This is a genomic window from Gluconobacter sp. (assembly GCF_047723935.1).
GTDB lineage: Bacteria > Pseudomonadota > Alphaproteobacteria > Acetobacterales > Acetobacteraceae > Gluconobacter.
The window spans coordinates 243475-258228 of the sequence record NZ_JBDOBO010000001.1 but is presented as its reverse complement, the minus strand read 5'-3'; the positions used below and the strand labels follow the sequence as shown (position 1 = coordinate 258228).

12 protein-coding genes are annotated in these 14754 nt (G+C 57.6%); 8 read left to right on the top strand and 4 right to left on the bottom strand.

Annotated elements, in window-relative coordinates; genetic code table 11:
- Positions 1–17 precede the first annotated feature (17 nt).
- Positions 18–2792 carry an Rne/Rng family ribonuclease gene (locus ABF979_RS01160; protein WP_415557404.1) on the bottom strand — a complete coding sequence of 925 codons (2775 nt, stop codon included), beginning with the start codon at positions 2790–2792 and terminating at the stop codon, positions 18–20.
- A 544-nt stretch (positions 2793–3336) separates the two neighbouring features.
- Between ABF979_RS01160 and ABF979_RS01155 the strand changes: the two genes are divergently transcribed.
- From ABF979_RS01155 to ABF979_RS01145, 3 genes are all read left to right on the top strand, one after another.
- Positions 3337–4182 carry an N-acetylmuramoyl-L-alanine amidase family protein gene (locus ABF979_RS01155; protein WP_252347279.1) on the top strand — a complete coding sequence of 282 codons (846 nt, stop codon included), beginning with the start codon at positions 3337–3339 and terminating at the stop codon, positions 4180–4182.
- A gap of 205 nt (positions 4183–4387) precedes the next feature.
- Positions 4388–5956: a 2-isopropylmalate synthase gene (locus tag ABF979_RS01150; protein WP_215748925.1), complete on the top strand. Its 1569-nt coding sequence runs from the start codon at positions 4388–4390 to the stop codon at positions 5954–5956.
- Between the two features lie 114 nt (positions 5957–6070).
- Complete coding sequence (locus ABF979_RS01145) at positions 6071–6838, top strand: sulfite exporter TauE/SafE family protein (protein WP_415557402.1); 768 nt, start codon at positions 6071–6073, stop codon at positions 6836–6838.
- Positions 6839–6857: 19 nt separating this feature from the next.
- Here the strand turns inward: ABF979_RS01145 and ABF979_RS01140 are convergent, their stop codons facing one another.
- Both ABF979_RS01140 and ABF979_RS01135 read right to left on the bottom strand, forming a co-directional pair.
- Entirely contained in the window at positions 6858–7316 is a 459-nt protein-coding gene (locus ABF979_RS01140; protein WP_202206515.1) for a hypothetical protein, read from the bottom strand.
- Positions 7317–7360: 44 nt separating this feature from the next.
- Complete coding sequence (locus tag ABF979_RS01135) at positions 7361–7618, bottom strand: hypothetical protein (protein WP_202206516.1); 258 nt, start codon at positions 7616–7618, stop codon at positions 7361–7363.
- A gap of 306 nt (positions 7619–7924) precedes the next feature.
- Here ABF979_RS01135 and ABF979_RS01130 point away from each other — a divergent pair, with 306 nt between their 5' ends.
- The 5 genes from ABF979_RS01130 to rodA all read left to right on the top strand — a co-directional run bounded on the left by ABF979_RS01130 (position 7925) and on the right by rodA (position 13669).
- Positions 7925–8974, top strand: a complete 1050-nt coding sequence (locus tag ABF979_RS01130) for a rod shape-determining protein (RefSeq protein ID WP_007283695.1) — start codon at positions 7925–7927, stop codon at positions 8972–8974.
- Between the two features lie 16 nt (positions 8975–8990).
- Positions 8991–9923 carry a rod shape-determining protein MreC gene (gene mreC, locus ABF979_RS01125; protein ID WP_415557401.1) on the top strand — a complete coding sequence of 311 codons (933 nt, stop codon included), beginning with the start codon at positions 8991–8993 and terminating at the stop codon, positions 9921–9923.
- 4 nt (positions 9924–9927) lie between these two features.
- Complete coding sequence (locus ABF979_RS01120) at positions 9928–10494, top strand: hypothetical protein (RefSeq protein WP_046899733.1); 567 nt, start codon at positions 9928–9930, stop codon at positions 10492–10494.
- 65 nt (positions 10495–10559) lie between these two features.
- Positions 10560–12485, top strand: coding sequence for a penicillin-binding protein 2 (mrdA, locus tag ABF979_RS01115; RefSeq protein WP_415557400.1), 1926 nt, complete (start codon positions 10560–10562; stop codon positions 12483–12485).
- 11 nt (positions 12486–12496) lie between these two features.
- Positions 12497–13669, top strand: a complete 1173-nt coding sequence (gene rodA, locus ABF979_RS01110; RefSeq protein ID WP_215768450.1) for a rod shape-determining protein RodA — start codon at positions 12497–12499, stop codon at positions 13667–13669.
- Positions 13670–13673: 4 nt separating this feature from the next.
- On the opposite strand, the gene ABF979_RS01105 is transcribed toward rodA, so the two are convergent.
- Positions 13674–14714 carry an L-idonate 5-dehydrogenase gene (locus ABF979_RS01105; RefSeq protein ID WP_415557399.1) on the bottom strand — a complete coding sequence of 347 codons (1041 nt, stop codon included), beginning with the start codon at positions 14712–14714 and terminating at the stop codon, positions 13674–13676.
- Between the last annotated feature and the right edge of the window lie 40 nt (positions 14715–14754).

Sequence of the window (14754 nt, the reverse complement as noted above, 5' to 3'; positions counted from 1 at the left end):
GGGATGAGAAGCAGGTGTTACCGCTTCCACCAGCCCATGCGACGCGTCACCGGTGGCAACTCGTCAATGTTGATGGGCTGTAACGTGTTTCCATCATCTGCTGTGGCATCGTCGGCTTTGACAGCCTTGGTTGCGCGACGGGCGCGAGCACGCTTCGGCTTGGCGGTTGCCTCTTCCTCGGCGACAGGAGCTGAGGCCTCCGAAGCCATTGCTTCCACAACAACGTCGTCTGCCTTGGCTTCTGTAGCCTTGGTCGTGCGACGGGTGCGTGGACGCTTTGGCTTTGCCGGAGCTTCCTCTTCCGTCGGAGCGGCCAGAGCAGCCACGACGACTTCTTCTGCCACTACCGGTGCCGCTGCTTCAGCCTTCACAGCCTTGCTGCTGCGGCGGCCTCTGGTGCGCTTTGGTTTTTCCTGTTCTGCAGCAATCGGCTCGGCAGCGGCCTCGACAACGTCAACTACCGGAGCGCTCTCGACAGAAAGGCGGGCAGGGGTTGCTGTAGATGTCTGAAGCGGGCGGGAAGCCTGCTCCATTTCAGCCTGTTCGATCACATCGAAAATATCGAAGCTTCCACCGAACGGATCAGCCGGCGTCGGGCCAGCATATCCCCGCGAAACAGGCTGGCGTTCTTCCCGGCGGCGCTGGGAAGGCTGCTGCACCGGAGCGTGGCGTGCTGGCTTAGGTGCTTCTTCCTGGACGGACACCTTTTCCTGCACCGGGGCTTCTGCTGCGACTTCGTCTTCCTTCTGAACACGCTTGAAGCGCGTCCGGCGACGACCCGGGATAAGACCGACTTCTTCGGTTTCATCGTCAGACCGGTGGACGGAAGGCTGTTCGCCGTTTGGTTCGGCAGCATTGCCCTGAACGGTCTCGTTCTCGCCATTCTGATCACGACGACCACGACGGCGACGACGGCGACGACGACGGTTGCCGTTGTTGCCCTCTTCCTCGTCACCCGTGTTGACTTCGACGTCTTCACCCCGGGCAGGCTCAGCCTGTGCTTCAGCAGCGGCCGCCTGAGGAACGACAGGCGCCTCGTCCTCAATGATTTCGATCGTGCGGACGTTGTGAGGTGCAGCAATCTGAGCCGGTACTGGCTCTGGTGCCGGTGCAGCCGTCTGCGGACGGATACGCTCGATGCGCATGTCTGCTGCGGGCAGATCTTCTTCCGTGCGGAAGATCACGCGCATGCGGTGACGCTGCTCAATGTCCGACAGCCAGTCACGCTTGTTGTTCAGAATGTAAAGCGCAATGTCCGATCCGATATGAACATCGATCTCGGCGGCACGCTGGCGGGTGCCTTCTTCATCGATTGCACGCAGCACATGAAGAGCAGAGCTTTCCGTACCGCGAATGAAGCCAGTGCCCTGACAGTGCGGGCAAGGCGTCAGTAGCGACTCAGCGATGGACGGACGCAGGCGCTGGCGGGACATTTCGAGCAGGCCGAAATGAGAGATATGTCCGACCTGAATGCGCGCGCGATCAGTACGCAGGGATTCCTTAAGGCGCTTCTCGACCTGGGCGTTATGGCGACGGCTTTCCATGTCGATAAAGTCAATGACGACAAGGCCGGCCAGATCACGCAGGCGCAGCTGGCGCGCAACTTCTTCAGCAGCTTCAAGGTTCGTGCGGAGTGCCGTTTCCTCAATGTTGCGCTGTGATGTGGATTTACCGGAGTTCACGTCGATGGCGACAAGTGCTTCCGTCTGATTGATAACCAGATAGCCACCAGACTTCAGGCGTGCGGTCGGGGAGAACATCGCATCCAGATGCCCTTCGACGTTGTAACGCGCGAAGAGGCTCTGTCCACGGTTCTGCCAGAGCTTCACCTTGCCAGCGTTGTGCGGCATCAGCAGACGCATGAACTCGCGCGCACTTCTCCAAGCAGACTCACCGTCGACCATGATGTCTTCGATGTCTTTGGAGAACAGGTCGCGAATGGCGCGCTTGATGAGGCTTGCTTCCTCATAAACCAGCGTTGGAGCAACGGATGACAGCGCGTGTGAGCGAATGTCGTCCCAAAGCTGAAGCAGGTATTCACAGTCCCGAACGATTTCCGGTCCTGGACGACCTGCACCTGCGGTCCGGACGATCATGGCCATCGTCTTGGGCAGGTTCAGTTCTGCGATGATGTCGCGCAGACGGCGACGATCCGTGTCAGACGTAATCTTGCGAGAGACACCACCACCACGCAGGGCGTTCGGCATCAGGACGCAATAACGGCCAGCGAGAGAGACGTAGGTGGTAAGGGCCGCGCCCTTGTTGCCACGCTCTTCCTTCACGACCTGAACGAGCAGGACCTGACGGCGGCGGATGACTTCCTGGATCTTGTAGTTGCGTAGGAAGCGGGCCGTACGACGCGAAGCCGCGCTTTCCTCACCTGTGTCGTGCTCGCCACCAACGGTTTCTGGCGCGCGACGATCCTGGTTGTCGTTCTCTTCCGTCTCGTCAGAGGCGGGCTCTTCCTCACTGTCCGGAAGTTCAGCGCGTTGTTCAGACGCAACTTCTTCTTCCTGGATGGCCAGAAGCTTCTCGCGATCTGCGACGGGGATCTGGAAGTAATCCGGGTGAATTTCGCTGAAGGCGAGGAAGCCGTGACGGTTTCCGCCGTATTCTACGAAAGCAGCCTGAAGGCTCGGCTCAACGCGGATGACCTTGGCAAGGTAAATATTGCCCTTGAGCTGTTTTCTGGATGATGTCTCGACGTCGTAATCTTCAACGCGGTCACCGTCCATGACCACAACACGCGTTTCTTCCGCGTGTGTGGTGTCGATAAGCATACGCTTGGTCATGGAAAACTGAACTCCACGATGCTCCAGTGTGGCGCTTTGGGCCAGAGGGAACACCTGATTGTACGGGGTGGAGGGGGCGGATCAGCCGGAATGCCAAACCGCGGGACGCATCTGGTCCCGTTTCGGTTAGGCTCCTGGCTGTGATCACGTCGCGTGACATTCGACCCCTGACAGACGTCCGGCCCGTGGTCTGGTACCGGATGAAAACGCACTCCGGTCAGGTTGTGAGCCTGTGCCGGACTGAACTAATTCTGCCGGAGCAGCCCGATCAGGACATGGCGCAGAAAATGTCCGGCACATGTCAAACGATGGGGCGTCGCGGCTCGGACGATCGAGGCGGGAGCGTTGTGGGGAAAGGATAAAAGCCCACAAACGATCGGACCGCTCTCTTCAGGTCCTTGGTGCACAGGATGACTTAAAGAAGGGCCGCTGGCAAGCAGGGCTTTTTACGGCTCTCCAAAAGGTGCTTTGCCTTGTTTCAGACATTGTCCTGTGTCTGTTATGATTGAAGGTCAAGATGATCGAAAAGACGCAGGGTAAACGGATGCTGACGCGACGCATGGTAATGGAAGGTCTTGCCTGCCTCTCCACGGTGGCTCCCTTGGGAGCCGGCGCCCGGACTAAGCATCTGACAGCGCATTCTCCCTCTGCCAAACCGCTTCAGGCCCCGGCCGTTCACCGAAATGCGCCGCCACCCAAACCGCTGGTCATGCTGGATCCCGGACATGGTGGGAAAGATCCTGGCGCAATCGGTATTTCCGGTACGTATGAGAAACATATTGCCGAAGCTGCGGCGACAGAACTGCGGCGCCAGCTTCTGGCATCCGGACAGTACCGCGTGGCTATGACCCGTTCAGAGGACCATTTCATTCCCCTGGAAGGGCGCGTGGAAATGGCCCAGCAGCATCAGGCGCATCTTTTTATCTCTATGCACGCCGATGCACTGCATGACCGTGATGTTCGCGGGGCGAGTGTCTATACGCTTTCCAGCGGAGCGTCGGATGCTCAAACAGCGGCTCTGGCCCAGCGGGAGAATAGTGCAGATCGGTTTGGCGGCCCAGCATTTCATGGCATGTCTCCCGACGTCCAGCAGATCCTTTCCAGCCTGGTTTCTGAAGAAACGCGGCGTGGGTCTGCGCACATGGCATCAAGCGTTGTAGGCGCATTTCGTAGTCGCATAGGGCTGCTGACGCATCCGTCACGCCATGCGGCTTTTGTGGTGTTGAAGTCCGCAGAAATACCGTCAGTTCTGGTGGAGATGGGTTTCATGTCCAACCGGCTGGATGAGGCTGCGTTACGGCAGGCTGTGCATCGCACGCAGGTTGCCAGTGCTATGAAAACTGCGGTCGATCGGTACTTTTCAACCCGCCCCGGTGTGATGACAGGTTGACCCTGAAAGAACGCAGGGCAGAGTTTTTAGTCATGTGGGTTGCGCATGACGAAAGAATCGGACATTTTCCGTGCCCATGACATTTCTTTCGATCCTCTCGCTTCGACTTATCGGCCCCTGAACGCCACATCAAGGCGGGCAGCGTTCCGTTGCGTTCAGGGGATGACAGACCAGAAAATTTCCTGACCAGCGAGATGATCAAGACATGACTTTCCAACATCCGTCCTTCGGTACGATTTCCGACGACCGCGTTATCATTTTTGATACGACGCTGCGTGACGGTGAACAGTCCCCCGGTTTCTCCATGAACCTCGAAGAGAAGCTCCGCATGGCTCATGCGTTGAGCGCTCTGGGTGTGGACGTTATTGAGGCTGGCTTTCCGGTCGCATCCAAGGATGACTTCGAGAGTGTTCGCAGCATTGCGGAGCAAGTGCGTGGCTCTGTTATCTGCGGTCTTGCTCGCAGTGGTGGCAAGCGCGACATTGAGTCCTGCGGCGAAGCTCTGAAGGGTGCTGAACGCTCCCGTATTCATAACTTTATTTCCACATCTCCACTGCACATGAAGTATAAGCTGCGGATGGAACCTGAAACGGTTCTGGACATCATTGCTTCTGGCAATCAGAAGGCACGCCAGTACACGGATGACGTGGAATGGTCTGCCGAAGATGGTTCCCGTACGGACCCTGACTTCCTGTGCCGCTGTGTTGAAGTCGCCATCAAAAATGGTGCGAACACCATTAACATTCCCGACACGGTTGGCTTTGCAACGCCTGAAGAAATGCGCCGCATCTTTACCATGCTGCGTGAGCGTGTTCCGGGGGCGGATCAGGTGATTTTCTCTACGCATAACCATAACGATCTGGGTCTGGGCGTTGCGAATACGCTGGCTGCTGTCGAAGGCGGTGCGCGTCAGATCGAATGCACGATCAATGGCATCGGTGAGCGTGCTGGTAATGCTGCGCTGGAAGAAATCGTCATGGCGCTGCGGACGCGTCATGACCAGTACGGCAAGGTGACCGGCATCGAGACGCCGAAGCTGCTGGGCATGTCCCGCATGCTGGCGACGATCACAGGCTTCGACGTGCAGCCGAACAAGGCCATCGTTGGCCGGAACGCTTTCGCCCATGAAAGTGGTATTCATCAGGACGGTGTTCTGAAGAATGCAGCTACTTATGAGATCATGACACCGGAAAGCGTGGGCTGGAATAAGAGCTCACTGGTGATGGGCAAGCATTCCGGTCGCGCAGCATTCCGCGATAAGCTGGCACAGCTGGGCTACCCGCCGCTCGAAGACGAGGCTCTGAACGCTGCTTTTGCCCGGTTTAAGGATCTAGCTGACAGCAAAAAGGTCGTGTTCGATGACGATATCTGCGCACTGGTTGATGACGAAAGCCGCGACCACGAGCGCGTTCATCTGATTTCTCTGGAAGTTGCTTCCGGTACCAAGCAGAAGTCTCAGGTCAAGCTGGAAATCAGCGTTGATGGCGCCATCCAGTATGCGGCTGTCAGTGGAAATGGCCCGGTTGATGCGGCATTCCGTGCCATCGGTGAGGCATTCCCTCATTCAGCAGAACTGGCGCTGTTCTCGGTGGCTAACGTCACGGAAGGGACAGACGCTCAGGCACGTACAACGGTTCGTCTGCAAGAGAATGGCAAGCTCGTAGACGGTCAGGGTGCTGATGCCGATACGGTTGTGTCTGCTGTTCGTGCCTATATCCATGCCCTGAATAAGCTGCTCACCAAGCGCGAGCGGACTGAGCCTGAAGCACTCTAAGCTTCGAACGAACCATGAGAGATCATCAATAAACTAATTAATATAGTTTATTGATGATCTAGACAAAAATAACACGATTGATATTGTCTCCTTCTGAATTTGGAAGGGGCAGCTATGCCGCATTCGTGGCTTTATACGGCGTCGGGTCTATTTGTAGGCTTTCTGGTAGGCATGACCGGAGTGGGGGGAGGGTCCCTCATGACACCACTGCTGATCCTGCTGTTCGGGGCGAAGCCTCAGTCAGCCGTCGGAACAGACCTGCTTTACGCAGCCGTTACGAAAATTGTTGGTACCGGCCTCAATCGCCATATGGGCGTTGTGAACTGGAAGATTGTTGGCTGGCAGATGGCGGGGAGTCTCCCTGCAGGTCTCTTGTGCCTGATTTTCCTGCACCATGCGGGCATGTCCGACGCCGCGTCCCGTCTCATTCAGGTTGTTCTCGGTGTGGCACTGCTTCTCACGGCGCCGGCAATTTTGCTGAAGCCAAGGCTGAGAGCATGGGCTGAAGGGCGTAAACCCCTGAGCGACCGGGCTGAAACGATTTTAACGGTTCTGCTTGGTGTTTTACTTGGGACGTTGGTGACGCTGTCTTCCGTGGGGGCTGGAGCTGTCGGCATGGCCGCCTTGACGATGCTTTATCCGCGCCTGACAACACGAACGCTCGTTGCAACGGATATCGCTCATGCAGTTCCGCTCACGCTGATTGCAGGGGGAGGTCACTGGCTGGAGGGCGCGGTGGATACCGCCGTCCTTCTGGCGCTTCTGATGGGATCCATCCCGGGTATTATTCTGGGGACGTTATGTGCAGGGAAATTGCATGAAGATACCCAGCGCTGGGTGCTGGGTATTCTTCTGGCCGTTATTGGTTTCCGGATGATCTGACATCCGGAAACCGTAAAGCTTAGTAGCCGTAGTTGCTCTGCTGAGGGTAACCGCCGTTGTTGTAGCCCTGCTGCTGAGGGTAGGGGTTCTGGCAGTTCGTGTTGGGTGGGCACTGATATTGCTGCTGCGGATAGGTCGGATACTGACCGTTCTGCTGCTGATATCCCTGAGGGTAGCCACCTTGCTGGGGGTAACCGTTCTGGTACCCGCCCTGCTGGTAGCTCGGGCGATTGGGCGCTGTAACGGCGCCCGTCGTTGCCCCAAGTGCGCCACCAGCAAGCGCACCAATGGCAGCTCCGCGACCGCCGCCGGCCAGTGCGCCGATGGCCGCACCTGCGCCGCCTCCCAGAAGACCGCCGCCAAGGGCGCGCGATCCCGGGTCATAGTTTCCCTGGCAACCGCCTAGGGAAAGAACGGTCGCAAAAGCGCCAATCAGAGCTACGCCCCGAAAAGCAGAGCGGTCGATAACGGACCTCATGTCACAAATCCTTAGAATTCATGGTCGCTAGCCCGATAACAGGCTCAGTAACCGTTCCGTGAACGCTGGCTTGGCGTGGTTGCTGCACCAACAGCAGCGCCTGTACCACCACCTGCGAGTGCACCGATAGCCGCGCCGCGACCGCCGCCAGCCAAGGCGCCGATTGCAGCGCCGGCACCTGCACCGACAAGGGCGCCAGAGCCTGCACGAGCTCCACTGTCGTACGGGCTACCGCAGCCCGCAAGAGCAGCGCCACAGAGGGTCAGGACGGCGATCAGGCGGGGAGTCTTGGTCATATTCATTTTTTATGTCCTGTTCTGTTTTGGTTTCTCCGACGCTTCCCCTGCTTTCGGAAAGGAATGTCGGATAAGACCATATAGTGGTAACGTGGAGAACGTGACTGAAGGGTGGCAAGATTGAGGCGCGGAAAGATTTTTTTTCCATGTCCTGATCTCTCGTGATGAAAAGTTGTTCGTCGCTAATGACATTATCGGGACTGTTACCCTTGCTGAACGGCCTTTGCATCGTTAAGTCCACCCGCGGGGAGCCCGCCCCACCTTAACGATATATAATCTGTCTGCCGCACAGAGCCGCGCCAGGAGTTTTGGATGTTTTCTCGTCTGCTGGGTCTCATGTCTGCTGACATGGCGATCGACCTCGGCACTGCCAACACGCTCGTTTACGTTAAAGGCCGCGGTATTGTGCTCGATGAGCCATCTGTGGTTGCCATCGCTGAAGTGCGCGGCAAAAAGCAGGTTCTGGCTGTTGGTAACGAAGCCAAGCAGATGGTCGGGCGTACGCCTGGCAACATCACCGCCATCCGTCCGCTGCGAGACGGCGTTATTGCGGACTTCGAAGTCGCGGAAGAGATGATCAAGCACTTCATCCGTAAAGTGCATAATCGCCGGGCCTTCGCGAGTCCGCAGATCATCATCTGCGTTCCTTCCGGCGCGACGGCTGTTGAACGTCGGGCCATTCAGGAAAGTGCCGAGAGCGCGGGGGCCCGCAAGGTCATGCTGATCGAAGAGCCGATGGCAGCCGCAATCGGTGCAGGGCTTCCGGTCACTGAACCGTCTGGCAGCATGATCGTGGATATCGGTGGCGGAACCACGGAAGTGGCTGTGATCTCGCTCGGTGGCATCGTCTATGCCCGTTCTGCCCGCGTTGGTGGAGACAAGATGGACGAGGCCATCATCTCCTACATCCGGAAGACCTATAATCTTCTCGTGGGCGAAAGCTCTGCCGAGCGTATCAAGATCGAGCTTGGTGCTGCCATGATGCCGGATGATCCATCCAATCCGGATGGCCCCATCACGGAAATCAAAGGCAGGGACCTGATCAACGGCGTGCCGCGTGAAGTAATGGTCAGCCAGGCCCAGATTGCCGAAAGTCTGGCAGAGCCGGTCATGCAGATCGTGGATGCTGTGACGACAGCACTGGAAAATACGCCACCTGAGCTGGCTGCCGATATCGTGGACAAGGGCATTGTCCTCTCCGGCGGCGGTGCGCTCCTGTACCGCCTCGATGAGGTTCTGCGTCTCTACACGGGGCTTCCTGTGACCGTGGCTGAGAATGCGCTGTCGTGCGTGGCGCTGGGAACGGGTCGTGCGCTCGAAGAAATGCGCCGTCTGCGCAGTGTTCTGAGCAGCATGTACTGAACCCGGACACAGTCCAGTGTTCTCTATCCACACTCGGCAGGTGTTTGCCCGCGCAACTCTGCCGATCCTGATCCTCTTCGCAGTGGCACTGGTCCTGCTTGGGCTGGTTCGGCGGCCGGTAGTGGATGGGGCACGTCTGCAGGCCACGGATATTCTGGCGCCTGCTTATCAGGCTCTTGTTCTGCCTCAGGCCAAACTGCGGGACTGGCTTGTAGATCTACGGGGTGCGACGGATCTTGCACGGGAGAACTCTCGTCTGCGAGATGAGAACCATGCTCTGCGCCACTGGTATGATGTGGCTGTGGCTCTGGCAGCCGAAAATGGCCGCCTGAAGAATAGTCTTCACTGGATTCCGGAAAGTATCCCCCAGTATGTGACCGGCCGCGTTACGCGTGATGATGGTGGGCCTTACTCACGCGCTGTTCTGCTGGATGTTGGCAGCGGGCATCAGGTTCATATGGGTGATGTAGCGTTGGATTCGTCTGGATTGTTAGGGCGTGTCACGGAGGTCGGGCCTCATACGGTTCGTGTTCTGCTCATCAATGATGATGCCAGCCGAATTCCTGTCACGCTGGCGGCATCTCATGGAGATGCCATTATGGCCGGGGATGACACGGATACACCCCGACTGATTTATTACCCGCAGGACCACCATCCCATTGAAGGGGAACGTGTGGAGACGCGCGGGCAGAGCGCAATGCCTGCAGGCCTTCCGATTGGCACGGTTCATTACCTCGCTCCCAACCGGCCGGTTGTAATGCCGGACGCGGACTTGCGCCGTCTGGATATCGTGCGCGTCTTTGACTACGGTGACGACGGCGGCCAAGCCCCTGATGCGCCAGGGCGCGTCAAGATCCGGCGTCCTCCTGCAGAACCTGCGTTGCCAGGCGGATTGTCGTTTCCCAAATTGCCGGGAATGTCTGAACCTTTGGGGAAGGGAGGGCAATAATCGGATGGTTGCCGAAAACTCCACCCCTCATTTGCATTCTGCTGTTGAGCCGAAACAGACGCTCCGCCGCCGGCTGGACATGTTTGTTCGTGCGGCCATGCCGTCGCTGTTTATCATTCTGGTTGCGGTTCTGCTGTCTGCACCGTTTGGAATTCCCGGGCAGGCAGAGCTTCAGTTTGGCATCGCCATGTGTACAGTCTGGTTCTGGGCCTTTAGTCGCCCACGTTCCATGCCGGCCCTGGCAGTCTTTGTGTGCGGACTCGTTCTGGAGCTGTTCAGTTTTGGTCCGCCGGGTGCCATCCTTCTGTCACTGCTCGTGATTTACGGAGTGGCCCATCACTGGCGCTATGGGTTGTCCCGCCTGGGATTCGTAGCCTGCTGGCTGATTTTCAGCTTTCTGGCGGCGCTGGCATCCTTTTTTCAGTGGGCTCTCGTCTGTCTGCATGCATTTGCGCTATTATCGCCCGCACCGGGCCTCTTTCAGGCTGCGCTAACAATCGGTATCTATCCCAGTCTTACCGCGCTGTTTGTCTGGGGCCGCCGCACGTTTGCCAATCCCGATCAGGCCTGACGGCGCATTTTCGCGCTCTCCGCGCAAATCGCCGCTTTCTTTTCCGGACTTGAACGCCTGACCTGATGTTTTCCAGAAAACGCCCTTTTCGGACCCTGCTACGCTCGCGAAGCCAGGACGTGCCTGTTCGCTCCGGGCGTGGCGTCTTCACGCGTCGTGCCCTTGTAGTGATGGCGGTCCAGGCTGGTGTTCTGGGGGCTCTGGGGCGACGACTTTACAATATCCAGACAGTTGAGGGCGACCATCTCCGCCAGCTTGCGGAGCGTAACCGTACCAGCAAGCGTCTGCTGGCCCCCGCACGCGGAACCGTCCATGACCGCTTTGGTGTGGCCCTTGCTGATAACAAGGTCAGCTGGCGCGCGCTCCTGATGCCAGAAGAAACGACTGATATCGCTTCTGTCATCGAACGGTTTGCACAGATTGTGCCGCTGGATGAGCATGATCGGGCACGCATTGAGCGCGATCTGAAGCATGTTCATAAATATGTCCCGGTCACGCTCCATGAGTTCCTGTCATGGGATGACATGGCGCGGATTGAGCTGAATGCGCCTTCATTGCCGGGTGTTCTCGTCGATGTCGGGTCCACCCGGCTCTATCCATTTCAGGACCTGACGGCACATATTGTCGGTTATGTCGCTCCGCCGAATGAAGACGATGTGGCCAAGGACACGACGTTGTCCCTGCCAGGAATGCGCGTGGGGCGCGCTGGCATAGAGCAGACGCAGGAATCGGTTCTTCGTGGAGATCCGGGGTCTGTTGAAATGGAAGTCAACGCGCTGGGGCGTGTGATTGGCGAGATTGACCGTGTGGAAGGCCAGCAGGGAGAGGATGTTCGCCTGACTCTGGATGTCGGGCTCCAGTCAAAGGTTTTAGAGCGGCTGGGTGATCGCGTCGCCAGCTCCGTGGTCATGGACTGCCGGAATGGTGAAGTGCTGGCGATGGTCAGTACCCCGTCTTTCGATCCCTCCCTGTTTGATTCCGGTGTCAGCCATGCTCAGTGGAATGAGTGGGCGAATGACCCGCGGACGCCACTCGTAGACAAGGCTGTTTCCGGGCTGTATCCGCCTGGGTCCACCTTCAAGCCCGCTGTGGCGATGGGCGCCCTCAAGGCTGGTGCTGTGACACCGCAGGACCGTTTCAATTGCCCCGGCTATTTCGATATGGGTGGCGTGCGGTTCCACTGCTGGAACAAATGGGGACACGGCATGATCAACATGCGTGAAGCCCTCAAATTTTCCTGTGACGTTTATTTTTACGAAGTAGCACGACGCTGTGGCATGGACCCGATCAAGGCCGTCGGGAACGCCATGGGGCTGGGTGTGAAACTCGATATTGAGCTGCCACATGTCCGCGCAGGTGTTATCCCGACGCCGGAATGGCGACAGCAGCACGGCTTTCACTGGAATGGCGGTGATACGGTGAATGCGGGTATTGGTCAGGGTTTTGTGCAGGTCACGCCCTTGGCGCTTGCAACCTACGTGTCCCGGATTGCTTCAGGTCGCAATGTTCAACCGCATCTGATCCGCGCAACGAATGACCAGATTTCCGGACTGGCTTCTTTGGATGCCGCTCCGGCAGTGGATATCCCGCAGGAACATTTGAATGTTGTCCGCGCAGGTATGTTTGCGGTCGTGAATGAGCAGCATGGTACGGCCCCGAAAGCCCGTTTGGATCTGCCCGATGTCCAGATGGCTGGGAAAACCGGGTCAGCTCAGGTGCGGCGCGTGTCCCGGGCTTTGCGTGAGTCTGGGCACTTTAATTCCATGAGTTTGCCATGGGAGTATCGCCCTCATGCGCTGTTCATTTGTTTCGCCCCATATGATGACCCACGATATGCAGTCTCAGTCGTGGTGGAACACGGCAATGCAGGCGCAGATGAAGCCGCTCCACTGGCCAAGCAGATCATGACAGATACTTTGCTTCGTGATCCATCCAATCAATCCAGGCCTCCCGGGCAGACTGTGGCGCAGGCAGAACCGGAGCAAGGGTGAGGGGCGGTGTCATGAATACATTTGGCTTTCTGAAATCTGATAAACGGCTTCTGCGTGCTGAGCCTGATTTCCGCCCTATGGCCCGGCTGCTTCAGGTCAACTGGCTGTATGTGCTGCTGGTCTGTTTGCTGGCAGGTGTTGGGTATGTGGCGCTGTATTCGGCCGGTGGCGGATCAGCCAAACCTTTCGCTGGGCCGCAAATGGTTCGGTTCGGTTTTGGATTGGTCATGATGATTGCAGTGGCGCTGGTCAGTCCACGCATTCTGCGTCTCATGTCTGTTCCCGTTTATCTGTTCTCCATTGCCCTGCTCGCCCTCGTGTTGCGAATGGGGCATGTGGGTAAAGGGGCGGAGCGCTGGATCAATCTGGCGGGCATGCAGTTTCAGCCTTCTGAATTTGCCAAGATCGGCCTAGTCCTGATGCTGGCAACATGGTTTCACAGAATTGGAAACGAGCGGATGGGCAATCCGCTACGTCTCGTCATCCCCGCCATCCTGACGCTATTGCCTGTCGTTCTGGTTCTGAAGGAACCCAATCTCGGGACGGCGACCATTATTGGCGTGATCGGGGCTACGCTGTTTTTCGCGGCTGGAATGCGGCTTTGGCAGATTGTTATTCTTGTGGCGCCCATCCCGTTTCTGGGAAAGTTCATTTACGGCCATCTGCATGATTATCAGAAGGCCCGGATCGATACTTTCCTGCACCCTGAGCATGATCCGCTGGGGGCTGGCTACAACATCATCCAGTCCAAGATTGCCTTGGGTTCTGGTGGTATGTGGGGCGAAGGATACCTGCATGGCAGTCAGGGGCAGCTGAACTTCCTGCCAGAAAAGCAGACGGACTTCATCTTTACCATGATTGGTGAGGAGTGGGGTTTTGCAGGCGGCATAGCCGTCATTGGTCTGCTAACGGTTCTAACGCTAGGCGCCACACTGATCGCCATGCGGAGCCGCAATCAGTTCGGGCGACTGCTTGGGCTGGGCATCGCGATGGATTTCTTCCTGTACTGTGCTGTTAATCTGTCGATGGTGATGGGCGCCATTCCGGTCGGTGGTGTGCCGCTCCCGCTGATTTCCTATGGCGGTTCGGCCATGCTGACGATGATGTTCGGCTTTGGGCTTCTGATGTCAGCCTGGGTTCATCGCAATGAGCGTGACCCAGGCTTTGAAGACGAAGACGACTGATCTCTTACAGTTCCAGAAGAACCTTGGAGGAGCTTTTGCGGTCCAGCGAGGCGTCGAAAGCGTCTCTGTACTGAGCCAGCGGAAAGCTGTGGGTGATGAGACCGTCCGCAATCCATGGATTATCCGCAAGGATTTTCAGTGCCTCTGCGAACTCTTCATCGAAGCGGAATGTCCCTCGATAGTCGATTTCGCGCGCAATAATCTGCCCTAAGGGAGCAGGCACGTCGCCCGGTGGGAAAATCCCGACCTGTACGAGGATTCCGCCCTTCTGCGTCTTGGCAATTGCGGTCGGTAGGGCGGGTATGACTCCGGTGGCCTCAAAAACGATTTCGTACTCTTCATCATGACTGTTACGGCCGGTGTTGACGGTCGTGGTCGCGCCCAGTTTACGAGCAACATCGAGTGCAAAGTCCTGAAGATCGGTTGCCACGATCTCTGAAGCTCCTGCGACCTTAAGGCCCGCGACAATCAGGGCGCCAATGGGACCCACCCCCTGAACCAGGATGCGTTTGCCCTTAACATCGCCAGCGCGAGAGATGGCATGGAGCGCGACCGAGAAAGGCTCGGCAAGGCTGGCACGTTTCACATCCAGACCTGATGGCAGCGGATAAAGCTGGGATGTTTCGACAACCATCTCTCGCCGGAAACCGCCATCCGTATGAGGAAGAAACGCGGCACTACCAAAAAAGCGCATGTTCCGGCACAGATGTTTCGCGCCTCTCTCGCATTCGGGACAGTGCCCACAGGGGCGAGCCGGATGGATGGCAACGGCATCTCCAATCCGGAAGCGCGTTTCGTCCGGCCTGACAGCCTCTACAATTCCGGAAACCTCGTGACCGAGAATCATTGGCTCGCGCAGGACGGAAGCACCAGCGCCACCATGCAAAAAGTAATGCATGTCCGACCCGCAGATACCGCCCCAGGCGGGGCGCACGAGCACCTGACCTGCTTTGAGTGGCGGGACGGCAACGGACTCCAAACGCAGATCACCCTTTTCATGAATAACCAGAGCTTCGGTTGTCTGAGGGGCAGAAAGGCCGGACATGGATTATGCCTCTTTCGTCTGAGCAGCATGAATGAAGAAG

Bases quoted from the DNA above. Each gene is read 5' to 3' on its own strand.
- ABF979_RS01160 (WP_415557404.1), bottom strand. From the start codon at position 2,792: ATGACCAAGCGTATGCTTATCGACACCACACACGCGGAAGAAACGCGT.
- ABF979_RS01155 (WP_252347279.1), top strand. From the start codon at position 3,337: ATGCTGACGCGACGCATGGTAATGGAAGGTCTTGCCTGCCTCTCCACG.
- ABF979_RS01150 (WP_215748925.1), top strand. From the start codon at position 4,388: ATGACTTTCCAACATCCGTCCTTCGGTACGATTTCCGACGACCGCGTT.
- ABF979_RS01145 (WP_415557402.1), top strand. From the start codon at position 6,071: ATGCCGCATTCGTGGCTTTATACGGCGTCGGGTCTATTTGTAGGCTTT.
- ABF979_RS01140 (WP_202206515.1), bottom strand. From the start codon at position 7,316: ATGAGGTCCGTTATCGACCGCTCTGCTTTTCGGGGCGTAGCTCTGATT.
- ABF979_RS01135 (WP_202206516.1), bottom strand. From the start codon at position 7,618: ATGAATATGACCAAGACTCCCCGCCTGATCGCCGTCCTGACCCTCTGT.
- ABF979_RS01130 (WP_007283695.1), top strand. From the start codon at position 7,925: ATGTTTTCTCGTCTGCTGGGTCTCATGTCTGCTGACATGGCGATCGAC.
- ABF979_RS01120 (WP_046899733.1), top strand. From the start codon at position 9,928: ATGGTTGCCGAAAACTCCACCCCTCATTTGCATTCTGCTGTTGAGCCG.
- mrdA (WP_415557400.1), top strand. From the start codon at position 10,560: ATGTTTTCCAGAAAACGCCCTTTTCGGACCCTGCTACGCTCGCGAAGC.
- rodA (WP_215768450.1), top strand. From the start codon at position 12,497: ATGAATACATTTGGCTTTCTGAAATCTGATAAACGGCTTCTGCGTGCT.
- ABF979_RS01105 (WP_415557399.1), bottom strand. From the start codon at position 14,714: ATGTCCGGCCTTTCTGCCCCTCAGACAACCGAAGCTCTGGTTATTCAT.